10 protein-coding genes are annotated in these 13,413 nt (G+C 36.6%); 6 read left to right on the forward strand and 4 right to left on the reverse strand.

What is annotated here, in order from left to right; all coding sequences use genetic code 11:
- Positions 1-14: 14 nt before the first annotated feature.
- The 3 genes from deoC to clpB all read right to left on the reverse strand — a co-directional run bounded on the left by deoC (position 15) and on the right by clpB (position 4,125).
- A complete protein-coding gene (gene deoC / locus ACFFU9_RS07335; RefSeq protein ID WP_379860745.1) occupies positions 15-734 on the reverse strand; it encodes a deoxyribose-phosphate aldolase in 720 nt (239 codons plus the stop codon).
- A gap of 213 nt (positions 735-947) precedes the next feature.
- Positions 948-1,358, reverse strand: coding sequence for a hypothetical protein (locus ACFFU9_RS07340; RefSeq protein WP_379860746.1), 411 nt, complete (start codon positions 1,356-1,358; stop codon positions 948-950).
- A 160-nt stretch (positions 1,359-1,518) separates the two neighbouring features.
- Complete coding sequence (clpB, locus tag ACFFU9_RS07345) at positions 1,519-4,125, reverse strand: ATP-dependent chaperone ClpB (RefSeq protein ID WP_379860747.1); 2,607 nt, start codon at positions 4,123-4,125, stop codon at positions 1,519-1,521.
- 252 nt (positions 4,126-4,377) lie between these two features.
- Here clpB and ytxJ point away from each other — a divergent pair, with 252 nt between their 5' ends.
- Entirely contained in the window at positions 4,378-4,767 is a 390-nt protein-coding gene (gene ytxJ / locus ACFFU9_RS07350) for a bacillithiol system redox-active protein YtxJ (RefSeq protein ID WP_379860748.1), read from the forward strand.
- Positions 4,768-4,823: 56 nt separating this feature from the next.
- Here ytxJ and ACFFU9_RS07355 read toward each other — a convergent pair whose 3' ends face one another.
- Positions 4,824-5,693, reverse strand: coding sequence for a lysophospholipid acyltransferase family protein (locus ACFFU9_RS07355; RefSeq protein WP_379860749.1), 870 nt, complete (start codon positions 5,691-5,693; stop codon positions 4,824-4,826).
- Between the two features lie 61 nt (positions 5,694-5,754).
- On the opposite strand from ACFFU9_RS07355, the gene ACFFU9_RS07360 reads away from it, so the two are divergent.
- The 5 genes from ACFFU9_RS07360 to ACFFU9_RS07380 all read left to right on the forward strand — a co-directional run bounded on the left by ACFFU9_RS07360 (position 5,755) and on the right by ACFFU9_RS07380 (position 13,403).
- Positions 5,755-6,405, forward strand: a complete 651-nt coding sequence (locus ACFFU9_RS07360) for a rhomboid family intramembrane serine protease (protein WP_379860750.1) — start codon at positions 5,755-5,757, stop codon at positions 6,403-6,405.
- A 170-nt stretch (positions 6,406-6,575) separates the two neighbouring features.
- Positions 6,576-9,026, forward strand: a complete 2,451-nt coding sequence (lon, locus tag ACFFU9_RS07365; RefSeq protein WP_379860751.1) for an endopeptidase La — start codon at positions 6,576-6,578, stop codon at positions 9,024-9,026.
- Positions 9,027-9,286: 260 nt separating this feature from the next.
- Positions 9,287-10,306: a type IX secretion system protein PorQ gene (gene porQ / locus ACFFU9_RS07370; protein WP_379860752.1), complete on the forward strand. Its 1,020-nt coding sequence runs from the start codon at positions 9,287-9,289 to the stop codon at positions 10,304-10,306.
- Between the two features lie 78 nt (positions 10,307-10,384).
- Complete coding sequence (gene cmk, locus ACFFU9_RS07375; RefSeq protein WP_379860753.1) at positions 10,385-11,080, forward strand: (d)CMP kinase; 696 nt, start codon at positions 10,385-10,387, stop codon at positions 11,078-11,080.
- Positions 11,081-11,294: 214 nt separating this feature from the next.
- On the forward strand, positions 11,295-13,403 hold the full coding sequence (locus ACFFU9_RS07380; protein WP_379860754.1) for a hypothetical protein: 2,109 nt from the start codon (positions 11,295-11,297) through the stop codon (positions 13,401-13,403).
- Positions 13,404-13,413: the final 10 nt, after the last annotated feature.

Below are 13,413 nucleotides of genomic sequence, written 5' to 3' on the forward strand. Positions count from 1 at the left end.
GGTGTTGTGTTTCGTTATACCTTCTCAGTGGTTTTGGTGTTCTGGAGGGTTTCTATGTATTTTGTATAGATTTTAGTGTTTCTAATTTGGCGGCTTTTATCTATGTTTTCAATTGTGGTAGAGGTGCTAATTCTGTCTGCTCCCGCATCGATATATTTTAAAGCTGTATCGTAATCGTCAATACCTCCTGAGGCGCAAATTTTAATCATATCTCGTACTGTTTTTTTTATAATTTTCACATCTGTAAAGGTGGCCCCACTTTTGGAAAACCCGCTTGAGGTCTTTATATAATCTACTTGGGCGTCCATGCAAATTTCACAAGCTTTTATAACTTCGTTTTTGTTTAATTCTGAAATTTCAATAATAACTTTCAAAGGGGTGTTTGCAATGGCCAATTTTACATCTACAATATCCTTAAGCACAGACACGTGATTTTGACTTTTTAAAAAACCTAAATTGATAACCATTTCTATTTCGTCTGCACCATCTTTTACCGCTTGAATGGCTTCGTAAACCTTAGAGGCTGTAGCTGTCGTGCCTAGGGGGAACCCTATGGTGCAGCATGTTTTAGTGGTCGAGCCTTCAAGTAGCTGTTTTACTAATGGAACAAAGGCGCTATTTATGCATACGGCGTTAAACATACTTGTTTTTGCTGTTTTGCAGAATTCAATAATCTCGCGTTCCGTTAGGCTTGGCTTTAATAAAGTAAAATCGATATAATGGGCTATGTTCATTATTGCAAGTAGGTTTTGTTTTTATGTTTTTTGTAAACACATGCATTCGGTTCTTAGGAGTTTGGGGCAATCCATAGAGAGTCAAATTTATGAATAGAAATGATATAATATGCTTATAAAGTGTTTTTTTAGATAAACAGCACTTGTTTTTTGGTTATTAATAATTTGTTTTGAAAACATTTCACTGTCATAAAGATTAAAAAAAAGCAATCCTTAAGAGCGTTTTGTCTCATGTTTTGCTGTTTTACTTGATTTTTTTAAAATCTTTTGAACCCATAAAATAGCAGGAATTAAGGAATCAAAAATTTCATAAGGCTTATCATAAAACTGACGTTCGTATTCGGCACTTTTTCGCATGCTTGCGGTTAAGGGGATTAAAGCAATAGCTAGCATGTTTGGAATTTTTTCTGTTTCTGAATATATTAAGGGGTTAACAGAGTATGATTTTACACGGTTTGAAATGTATACCATATCTCTGCTGCTAAAATGATCTTTTATAAAATGGTTTAATAGGTCATTGTGATGGGGCTCTATAACTACGCCTTCTTTTATTTGGTTGATGATGAACTCATCAAAAATAAATATTTCAGAATCTTTTAAATCAAAATATTTAATAATCCCCATAGCTTGTTTTCTTATAAATATAGGAAAAAACTAGGGAGCATCCTATTATGGTCTAAAAAAAGGCAACGTTAATTTCTGCTCCCTCTTTGCGGGGGTAGAAATTAATGTTGCCTAGATTGTTGTGTTTTAGTGTTCTTTTTATCTAAATCCGAGCCTTAGCTTAATTCTTTTTCTCTATCAAATCGCCTTGGTTTCTAAAAACTAAAGTGTCATCAAATGCATCTAAGAGTATGATGCTATCTGAGTTTACTTTTCCAGCTAAAATTTCCTTACTCAAGGCATTTAAAACCTCTTTTTGGATAACTCGTTTTACAGGTCTTGCTCCGTATTCTGGATTGTATCCTTTTTTTGCTAAATAAGCCTTGGCTTCGGTTGTAGCATCGAAAGCGACCCCTTGCTGAGCAATCATTTTCGATATGCCCTTTAGTTGTAGCCCTACAATTTCAAGAATGTTTTCTTTGCTTAAGGGCGTGAACATAATTGTGTCGTCTATGCGGTTTAAAAACTCAGGACGCACGCTTTGTTTTAATAATGCTAACACGTCTACTTTTGCGCTTTCTATAGCGGAATCAATATCTTTTGTTGCATCAAAGCGGTCTTGGATGATATGGCTTCCGATATTAGAGGTCATAATGATTATAGTGTTCTTGAAATCGGCTATTCGTCCTTTGTTGTCTGTTAGGTGGCCTTCGTCCAAAACTTGCAATAAGATATTGAATGTGTCGGGGTGTGCTTTTTCAATTTCATCTAAAAGAACAACCGAGTAGGGTTTTCTGCGTACGGCTTCTGTTAGTTGGCCGCCTTCGTCATAGCCTACATATCCTGGAGGTGCGCCTACTAATCTGCTAACGGCATGGCGTTCTTGGTATTCGCTCATGTCTATACGGGTCATCGCGCTCTCGTCGTCAAAAAGATATTCGGCCAATGCTTTTGCGAGTTCGGTTTTACCTACCCCTGTGGTTCCAAGAAACAAAAAGGTACCTATGGGTTTTTGTGGGTTTTGCAATCCAGCGCGACTCCTTCTTACGGCGTCGCTTACGGCGGTGATGGCTTCTTCTTGTCCAACCACGCGTTTATGGAGTTGGTCTTCCAGTTTTAGTAACTTTTCACGTTCACTCTGCAGCATTTTGGTTACGGGGATCCCAGTCCATTTAGCCACAACTTCGGCAATATCGTCATAAGTTACCTCCTCTTTGATCAATGGGTTTTCGGAATGGGCCTGTAGTTGCGCCTGAAAGCCTTCGAGTTGTTCTTGTGCTTCTTTTATTTTGCCATAGCGCAGCTCTGCTACTTTCCCGTAATCACCTTCGCGCTCTGCTTTTTCAGCTTCAATTTTAAAATTCTCTATCGCCTGCTTGGTGTTTTGGATATTGTCCACAACTTCCTTCTCGCTTTTCCATTTGGCGTTTATCTCATTGCGTTCTTCTTTTATATTTGCAAGATCAGAACGTAGGGATTTTAGTTTGCTTTCATCCTTTTCGCGTTTAATGGCTTCAATTTCAATTTCCAGCTGCATAATTTTTCTATCCAGCACATCTAATTCTTCGGGTTTCGAGTTGATTTCCATACGCAGTTTTGAAGCTGCTTCGTCCATAAGATCGATAGCTTTATCGGGCAAAAAACGGTTTGTAATGTAGCGTTGCGATAATTCTACGGCACCAATAATGGCCTCGTCTTTAATGCGGACTTTATGGTGGGTCTCATATTTTTCCTTGATACCACGAAGAATGGATATAGCGCTTTCTGTGTCGGGTTCGTTAACTACAACTTTTTGAAATCGACGCTCTAGAGCTTTGTCTTTTTCAAAATATTTTTGATACTCGTCCAAGGTAGTGGCTCCGATGGCACGCAATTCGCCACGTGCTAAAGCGGGTTTTAGGATGTTGGCGGCATCCATGGCGCCTTGTCCGCCACCAGCACCAACCAAGGTGTGTATTTCATCGATAAACAAAACGATGTCGCCTTCGCTGGTTGTAACTTCCTTAATAACGGCCTTTAGGCGTTCTTCAAACTCGCCTTTATATTTAGCCCCAGCAATAAGTGCTCCCATATCTAAAGCGAAAATTTGCTTGTTTTTAAGGTTCTCGGGGATGTCGCCATCAATAATACGATGCGCTAAGCCTTCTGCGATAGCGGTTTTTCCTGTGCCTGGCTCTCCAATTAAGATGGGGTTGTTTTTGGTTCTACGTGAAAGAATTTGAAGAATTCTTCTAATTTCTTCATCACGACCAATAACGGGGTCTAATTTGCCGTCTTTAGCTAATTGGTTTAGATTTTTGGCGTACTTGTTTAGGGCGTTGTATGTCTCTTCTTGACTTTGAGAGGTGACGTTTTCACCTTGTCGCAATTCGTTAATGGCGGCTTGTAAGGTTTTTTCCGTAACGCCTTGGTCTTTTAGCATTTGTGCTATTTTGCTGTTTGATTTGAATACTGCTAAAATAAGGTGTTCAATAGAGGTGTAGTCATCTTTCATTTTTTTTGCAATGATCGATGCTTCGTTTAGGGTTTTTCCTGCTTCTCGCGATAACAAAAGTTCTCCTCCAGAAACTTTTGGGAAGTTCTCCAGTTGTTTGTCTACTGCTTGTTGTAATATGGCAATATTTACATTTAGCTTCTTTAGGAGAAATGGCAATACATTTTCGTCAACATCAAAGATGCCTTTAAAAATATGCTCGTTTTCAATTTGTTGTTGGCCCATGCCTTGCGCAATTTGTTGTGCTTGCTGTATGGCCTCTTGGGATTTTATTGTAAAATTATTTAAATTCATAGTTGTATATGTTTTTAGTGCTTTTTTTCTTTATAAATAGTGAAGAAAGCGCATGTGTGTTTTGGTATTATTATATTATAGATATAACTGTTATATTGTTTTACTTTTACACCAGGAATAAGTCAATAAGCTTACCGTTTTATTTAGTAAGACAAAACGGCTGATTTTCTAAGGCTTGCGCTGACTTTTTGTCATCGTAAGGTCTGGCGATTATTCCGACTACTTAAAAGTAATGTTTAAAGTTATAGAATTATGAGTTTTTTTAAAAAAATATTTACAGGTTCAACGGAGCAGAAAGAAGAAAAAGTAACACCTTGGATTGCTTTAACTGAAATAACGCAATTAGAGGATATAAAAGAAAAATCGAATACAAAACCCCAAATCATATTCAAGCATTCTACACGTTGTGGTATAAGCCGTATGGTAATGAACCAGTTTGTAGGGTATTATAATTTTACCGAAGAAGAGTTGGATTTATATTATTTAGATTTATTGAATTACCGTGATATTTCAAATGAAATAGCGTCTAAATTTCAAATCCTTCACGAGTCACCACAACTTTTAGTGATTAAAAGTGGGACTGTAGTGGCTTATGCCTCTCATGGACAAATTAATGAAATAGACTTAAGTCAATATGTTTAAATCTTGATTTTTTTCAGGTTTTAAAGGTATGGCGCTCATAATGATATGAGTGTTTGTTATGCGCGGTGTTTCCAGCGTTTATGAGTCCAGAAATAAAATTCGGGTGCATTTTCGATTTGTTTTTCTACTTCCCGTAAAAACAAATCCGTAAGTTCATAGTCTTTGTAGTCTTTGGAGTTTTCGGCAAGGGTTATAATTTCACCTTCATAATAGCCGCGTTTTATTTTAGTGACCTTTAAGTATGCTGTGGTAAGATCTAATTTTTTAGCCAATCGCTCTGCGCCGGTAAAACACGGTACCTTGATGCCCATAAAGTGGCCCCAATATACCTCCTTGCTAAGTTTGGGCGATTGGTCGCTTAAAAAACCAATAATGCTTTTAACACCCTGTGCTTCATTTTGGTTAATGGCGTGTATGGTTTCTTTTGTGCTGATTAAAGTGGTTTTAAATTTAGAACGAATATCCCTAACTAATTTATCGAAGTAGGGATTGGCCAATTTTTTATAGACCCCAAAACCTTTATAATTGATATGATTCTGTACTTCTATAGACCATTCCCAGCTCGCATAGTGCCCAAAAATCAATATAATGCTTTTGTTCAAGGATTCTAAGCGTTGGAGTTCCTCTGGATTTGTAATATTAAAGCGTTTTTGTAATTCCTTTTTAGAAATGCTCATGGTCTTGGCCATTTCTAAAAACATATCGCAAAGGTGTTTGTAGAATTTTTTCGTAATGAGGTTTCTTTCTTCCTCGGTTTTATTAGGGAAAACAGTTCTTAAGTTGCTTATAACCACTTTTTTTCTATAACCAACAATATAATAGAGTACCACGTATAACCCATCCGAAATTAAATACAGAATCCGGAATGGGAGTATGGAAATAAGCCATAAAAATGGATAAACAAGAATATAAACTAGAAATGGCATTAAATAACTTTAAATTTGCAACTGCAAATATATGTTAATTTGACTTTAAACAGAAGAAAGAATGGGTGACTTAGATGTGATTACTATAATAATTATTGCTGCAAACGTTATGTTGTCCTATAAGGGCTTTGGCGATTTTGTTTTTTTTGAGAAATACAAATTCCATGTTGGTGGAATTCAACGTGGCGAAAAAATTAGGTTGTTTAGTGCAGGATTTTTGCATATTGATACCCAGCACCTCTTGTTCAATATGCTTACGTTATACTTTTTCGCAGGTACAGTTATTGCTTATTTGGGCACCGTTGGTTTTTTGGTTGTGTATATGGCTAGTTTGGTTTTTGGTAATGTATTATCTTATTATTTTCATAAAAACGAATATAACTATACTGCTGTTGGTGCCAGCGGTGCTGTAGTAGGTGTTTTGTATTCCGCAATTTTATTGCAACCAGGCATGAGTCTGTATATGTTTTTTATTCCCATTCCAATTCCTGCCTATCTTTTTGGAATAGGCTATTTGTTATATTCTATTTATGGTATGAAAAAAAGAATAGGGAATATTGGGCACGATGCGCACTTTGGGGGGGCTATAGGCGGATATGTGATAACTCTTGTGCTGTTTCCTGTATTGTTTCAAACCAATTTATTGATGGTAGGATTATTGGCTATTCCTATTGTGCTGTTAATTGTTTTAAAAAAAACGGGGAAATTATAAAGCCTGATAATCTTGAATGCTTTTCTTAAACTAAAATTGGCATAACTATTGAAATTGTAGAGTAGATGAACATCTTGGTTTTTGTATAAAATATTGATGCTCAGTTTTTTAAATGTTAAACTTGATAAATAGTCAATTTGTGTTAATGACACATTGACCTAAATACATATATGAAGAAATCTAATTTTATGACTCTTGACAGTTTGTCATTACAGGAATTTGATGAAAACTCAGAACTAATCCCTTTAATGACTCCCGAAGATGAAGAAGAAATAAACAATGAAGAGCTGCCTGAAACGCTACCTATTTTGTCTTTAAGAAATACGGTGCTTTTTCCAGGTGTGGTTATCCCTATTACTGCTGGTAGAGATAAGTCCATTAAACTAATTAATGATGCCAATAAAGGCAGTAAGGTGATTGGGGTAGTGGCGCAAAAAGACGAGTCTGTGGAAAACCCTTCTGCTAAAGAAATTCACGAAACAGGTACAGTTGCCCGTATATTGCGTGTGCTTAAAATGCCAGATGGAAACGTAACCGTTATCATTCAGGGGAAAAAGCGATTTCGGGTTGCAGAGGTGCTTACCGAAGATCCATATATGACCGCTACGGTAAGGGAGATTCCTGAAGCTAGGCCTGCTTTAAAAAACAAAGAATTTTCAGCAATTATAGAATCTATTAAGGATTTGGCTTTGGAGATAATTAAAGAAAGTCCGAATATCCCAAGTGAAGCCTCATTTGCCATCAAAAATATTGAAAGCAATTCCTTTTTGATAAATTTCGTATCGTCTAATATGAATCTTTCTGTGGCTGAAAAACAGTCGCTTTTAGAAATGGATGATCTTAAAAATCGTGCTTTAGCAACGCTTAAGTATATGAATTTGGAGTTTCAGAAGCTGGAGCTTAAAAATGATATCCAATCTAAGGTTCAAATGGACATGAGCCAGCAACAGCGTGAATATTTTTTACATCAGCAAATGAAAACCATTCAAGAAGAATTGGGTGGTGTAAGCCATGATGAGGAGATAGAGGAAATGAAACAAAAGGCCAGCAAGAAACGCTGGAGCGAAACTGTAGCGAAGCATTTTGAAAAAGAAATAGCAAAAATGCAGCGTATGAATCCGCAAGTGGCAGAATATTCCATTCAAAGAAATTATTTGGAGCTGTTTTTGGATTTGCCTTGGAATAAATTTAGTAAGGATAAATTCGATTTAAAACGTGCCATGAGAATTCTGGATCGCGATCATTTTGGATTAGAAGATGTGAAGCGTCGTATTATTGAATATTTGGCAGTGTTGAAACTGCGCAACGATATGAAGTCGCCTATTTTATGTTTGTACGGCCCTCCTGGGGTTGGTAAAACCTCTTTAGGGAAATCTATTGCAGAAGCATTGGGTAGAGAATATGTACGTATTTCTTTAGGGGGGTTGCGCGATGAAGCAGAAATTCGTGGACACCGTAAAACTTATATTGGGGCCATGCCTGGACGTATTATCCAAAGTTTGAAAAAAGCAGGAACATCAAACCCCGTTTTTGTGCTAGATGAAATTGACAAATTGTCAAATTCACATCAAGGCGACCCGTCTTCCGCAATGTTAGAAGTATTGGATCCAGAGCAAAACAGTGAGTTCTATGATAATTTTTTAGAAATGGGTTACGATCTTTCTAAAGTTATGTTTATTGCAACCTCCAACAGCCTGTCTACCATTCAGCCAGCATTAAGAGATAGAATGGAAATTATCAATGTTACAGGCTATACGATTGAAGAAAAGGTTGAAATAGCAAAAAGACACCTGTTGCCAAAACAATTAAAAGAACACGGTTTAACCGATAAGCATTTAAAAATCGGTAAAGCGCAATTGGAAAAAATTGTAGAAGGTTATACACGTGAATCTGGTGTGCGTGGGTTGGAAAAACAGATAGCGAAAATGGTGCGTTATGCTGCCAAAAATATCGCGATGGAAGAAGCTTACACTATTAAAATTTCCAATGAAGATATTGTCGAAGTTTTGGGTGGTCCTAAATTAGAACGCGATAAATACGAAAACAATAATGTAGCTGGTGTGGTTACGGGACTAGCTTGGACCAGCGTTGGTGGTGATATTTTATTTATTGAATCCATTTTATCTAAAGGAAAAGGAACGCTTTCCATAACGGGTAACTTAGGTAAAGTAATGAAAGAATCGGCAACCATTGCCATGGAGTATATTAAATCTAATGCCGACGAATACGGTATTGATACCGAGGTTTTCGATAAATATAACGTGCATATTCATGTACCAGAAGGTGCAACGCCAAAAGATGGGCCAAGTGCTGGTGTTACCATGCTAACTTCTTTGGTGTCTTTGTTCACCCAACGAAAAGTAAAGAAAAGATTGGCTATGACGGGTGAGATTACACTTCGTGGAAAAGTGTTACCAGTTGGCGGTATAAAAGAAAAAATTCTCGCAGCAAAACGAGCAAGAATTAAAGAGATTTTACTTTGTGAAGATAATAGGCGTGATATAGAGGAAATTAAACCAGACTATCTGAAGGGTTTAACTTTTCACTATGTAACCGATATGAGTGACGTTATAAAATTGGCGCTTACAGATGAAAAAGTGAAAAACCCAAAAACTTTTTAACAAACAAACCTCGAAATATTTCGAGGTTTTTTTTCGTTTTACTCTATTTTATAAATGTTTATTGAGGTCGTAATGTCCGTTTAAAATAGTTTGGGTTCCTGTATAGTTTATAATGTACCTATAGAAGGAGAGGCTTGCGCCAATTGGTATAGGTTTATCTGTTTTTTATAGCAGGCGTAGGACTTAAGATTTTTTTTGATTAAAATAAAAGAGGCATGTTACCGTTTTAAGATAGATTTAGTTACTTTGCGCACTTAAATATGGTTAGGAAAATTATCATTCTTTTTAGCTTAGTTACAAGCAGCTTTGCCAGTGCGCAAATTGGGGGAGAATCTACATATCAATTCTTAAACTTAATTTCATCGCCACGTCAAGCAGCATTGGGCGGTAAAGTACTTACTAATGTAGATTACGATGTTACACAAGCGTTGTATAATCCAGCAACTATAAATGTGGATATGGATAACCAACTGGCTGTTAATTATACCAGTTATTTGGGCGGTATCAGTTATGGTTCTGCGGCTTATGCGTATACTTTGGATAGACGAACGCAAACCCTTCATGGTGGTGTAACTTATATTAATTATGGTAGTTTCGACGGTTATGATGAAATAGGTAATGCCACAGGAAGCTTTACAGGGAGTGAAACAGCATTGTCGTTGGGGTATGCCTTACAAATAGGGTATTCTGATTTTTATTTTGGAGGGAATTTAAAACTGGTCACTTCCAAATTAGAACAATACAGCTCTTTTGGTACTGCTGTAGACTTGGGACTGCTTTATATTGACACAGTAAATGATTTTCACGTAGCTTTAGTTGTAAGGAATTTTGGAACGCAAATTACCACGTATGCAGGACAACGGGAGTCGTTGCCTTTTGAAGTAGATTTAGGGCTGTCTCAAAGTTTGGAAAATGTGCCTATTCGCTGGCATTTAACATTTGAAAATTTACAAAAATGGCCCATTAGTACGTCAAATCCAGCAAGAGCTACAAGTGATTTAAGTGGAAATCAAACTGAGGAAAAAGTGGGGGTATTAGGGCAGGTTATGCGACATACTATTATTGGTGCAGAATTATTTCCAGAAACGGGGTTTAATATTAGACTGGCTTATAATTTTAGAAGAGGCGAAGCCTTGCGTATTTTGGATCAACGGAATTTTTCAGGGCTTTCGGCCGGTTTTTCAATAAAATTAAACAAGATGCGATTTAGCTATGCGCATGCCAAATATACCAGTGCGGCCAATGCTAATTTTTTTGGTTTGCAAATTGATTTACAATAACAAAAACCCTATTGAAATGGCTGGAGTTTTTTAAGCGAAAGGCCTTAATTTTGTACATATATTTTTTAGATTTAAAACATGACCAAAATCACCATTGCTATAGACGGTTTTTCGTCTACGGGAAAAAGTACAGTTGCTAAACAATTAGCGAAACATTTAGGCTATGTGTATGTGGACACGGGTGCCATGTATCGAGCAGTAACGTTTTACGCTATGCAAAAAAAGCTTATTTCTACCAAAGCGTTTGATGTGGCTAGTCTTATTAAGCAACTTCCCAATATTAGGGTGCATTTTGTATTTAATGAAGATGTAGGTTTTGCCGAGGTCTATTTGAATGATTTGAATGTTGAAACCGAAATTAGAAGTCTGGACGTATCTAGTTTTGTAAGTAAAGTGGCCGCTATTTCCGAAGTTCGGCAAAAACTGGTGGAGCAACAGCAAAAGTTGGGTGCAGAAAAAGGTGTCGTAATGGATGGTAGGGATATAGGTACAGTAGTATTTCCTGATGCAGAGCTAAAACTATTCATGACCGCTTCCGCAGAAACACGTGCAAAAAGACGTTATGACGAACTTTTAGAAAGAGGGGACCGGGTAGCTTATGAAGCTGTTTTAAAAAATGTTCAAGAACGGGATTATATAGATTCCAATCGAGAGGATTCTCCATTAATGAAGGCCGATGACGCCATCGAAATTGATAATTCTAATATGAGTTTGAAAGAACAATTTGATAAAATTCTACATTTGGTAAACATAACACTTACAAACGTTAAGTAGGTTTTCTTTTAAAATAGCATCTCTTATTTCACATTAAACTCTTTTGATGTTGTTTTTTTATGTCCTGTAAATCAGTTGAATACCACGTTTTTTTTAAAAATCCTTTTTTAAAAATCTAAAAAAGGGTAACAATTCATTATTTCTTTTGATGTAGTAATATAAACATTGCCACGTTGGTGGTGTAGCTATTATTAATAATCGAAATAATGACATTATGAAAAAACTAACTACGTTTATTTTTTGTGTGTGTATAACTATGGGGTACGCACAAAAAAAACTGAATGAAATTAAACAAAAAAATCCCAGTCTGTTTGACATTGGTGTGCAAACAGGTATCGCATCACCCACAGCTTCATTTAGTGATGATGTTTTTGCAGATCAAGGTAATTTTTATGAATTATCTGGATCCTATTATTTTTCTAAAATAGGGGTAGGGTTGTCCTTGGGACAGCTTTCCAACCCAACGGAAAATAAACTCAAGTCTTCTTTAGATGAAACAGGTTATCCGATACAAGTGACTTCTGAAAAATGGAAAACGAGCTATTACGGTATTGGTCCTAGTTATAAAATGGGCTTTAATAAGTTTGAGGCCGTTGCTTTTGCTAGAGCAGGTGTCTTGTCTGTAAAACCCACGCGTTTAAAAGGGGATTTTGTTTTTAGAGAGGAGGCTGTTTCAGGAACTCCTGCAGAGGCTATTGCTGTTTTTAATTATGATGCAAAGGAAACGTCTCAATCAGGATTCTACACTGCGGGCGTCAAGTTTGGCTATAACATTATTCCTAGGCTTAATCTTTACATAACAGCAAACTATTTATCTTCTTTTTCAGAGCATATTACTATGGAGCGCAGTAGTACAGATATTAGGAATTTTGATTTTAACCAAGATGGGGTTATAGACAGAAATGAATTTGCTGAACTGCAATTTGGACAAATAGATTATGAAACATCAACAACAAAAACAAAGTTGCAAACGCTTAATTATGGCGTAGGATTGACTTACCATATAGGAAAGGCTTCAGCAGGAGAAAGACCTAGTTTAAAAGCGAATGATTTAGACTCTAAAATTACAGTTCCCCTTAATTCTGGGTCTATTGTATTTACGAATCCATTAAAAAAAGAGAAGGTCCAACAAGAGGAACTCATTGCTGTTCTACCTAAAAACAATAGTGTTTTTAATGACGCCTCAGAATTAAAAAACTTTACTTGGAAGCTTCTTGGGCGGGATATAAAAAACCCTCAATATATTATAGAACTTACTAAGATAGGACGTAACCAAACGTCGAAACGGATGTATGTGGAACATACCTCAAAAACATCTTTAGCGGCAATGCAAGTTTTTAAAGACACGAAGGTAAGTGCGGGGCAGTATCGTTGGAAAGTTACCGAAACGACTACGGGAACAACTTCAAATGTTATGTTTTTTACATTTACCAGCTGTGAAATTGATTTTGCCATATCGAATGAGACCATAGAGTGCCTTGGTTATGAAGGTAATGATAGAAAGTATAAAATTTGTTTCGATTCTACATATTCAAGTACTTCTGGCGATTTAACTTTTGCGGACATCAGTTCAGGATTATCGGTCTATGATCAGTCTTATGCAAGTTTAAGTTATACTTTGACAAGTCCGAATCCTACATTGGTTACTCAAATAGGTGCTTCCAGCTCCACAGTTAGTTATTGCTTTGAAGTTACGGTACCGCCTAGTGTAACGGCTATCGGTTTTGGATTGCAAGGTGATGATTTAGACCCTAGTCCAGTATTGTGCCAGCCAGGAGTAAGCAATAACTTTGATGAATTGCCGGATTGTTTTTGTAATGAATGTGAGGATATTGAACTGTCGTTTGATAATTTCAATATTGAATTAAATGGAACTAGTGGAAACCAGTTCAACTTTAATGGAGAGCTAAATGCTAATGTGCCTATTTATGGTATTGAATTTCAAATACAATCTTATTCATACACATCTGCGCCATCAGCATGCTCAGAAGGTGTTGGCAGTGTAGAGGAATCTGGTGTTATCTTAATGCCTGGTACAAGTATTAACGGTTCTACGGCATTACAGCTGCTTAACGAAACAGTATCTGGTAATCCGAGTTCTAACAATAATGCTACAAAAGCTGTAAAATATACAAGCACGGCACCATTAACAGGTGGTATTCCTGTAAACCTAACCGTAGGTCTGCCTGGTCCGATATCTGGATTCGATTCAAGCTGCTGCGCTATGGATTACACAGTATGTGTAAAAGTTAAAGTGTTTTATGACGAGAGTAATTGTAAATCATGTGTGTTTACACATTGCTTTAACTTCAATAATCAATAAACCTACAATC

This window comes from Mariniflexile ostreae (assembly GCF_042427585.1).
Lineage (GTDB): Bacteria > Bacteroidota > Bacteroidia > Flavobacteriales > Flavobacteriaceae > Pseudalgibacter > Pseudalgibacter ostreae.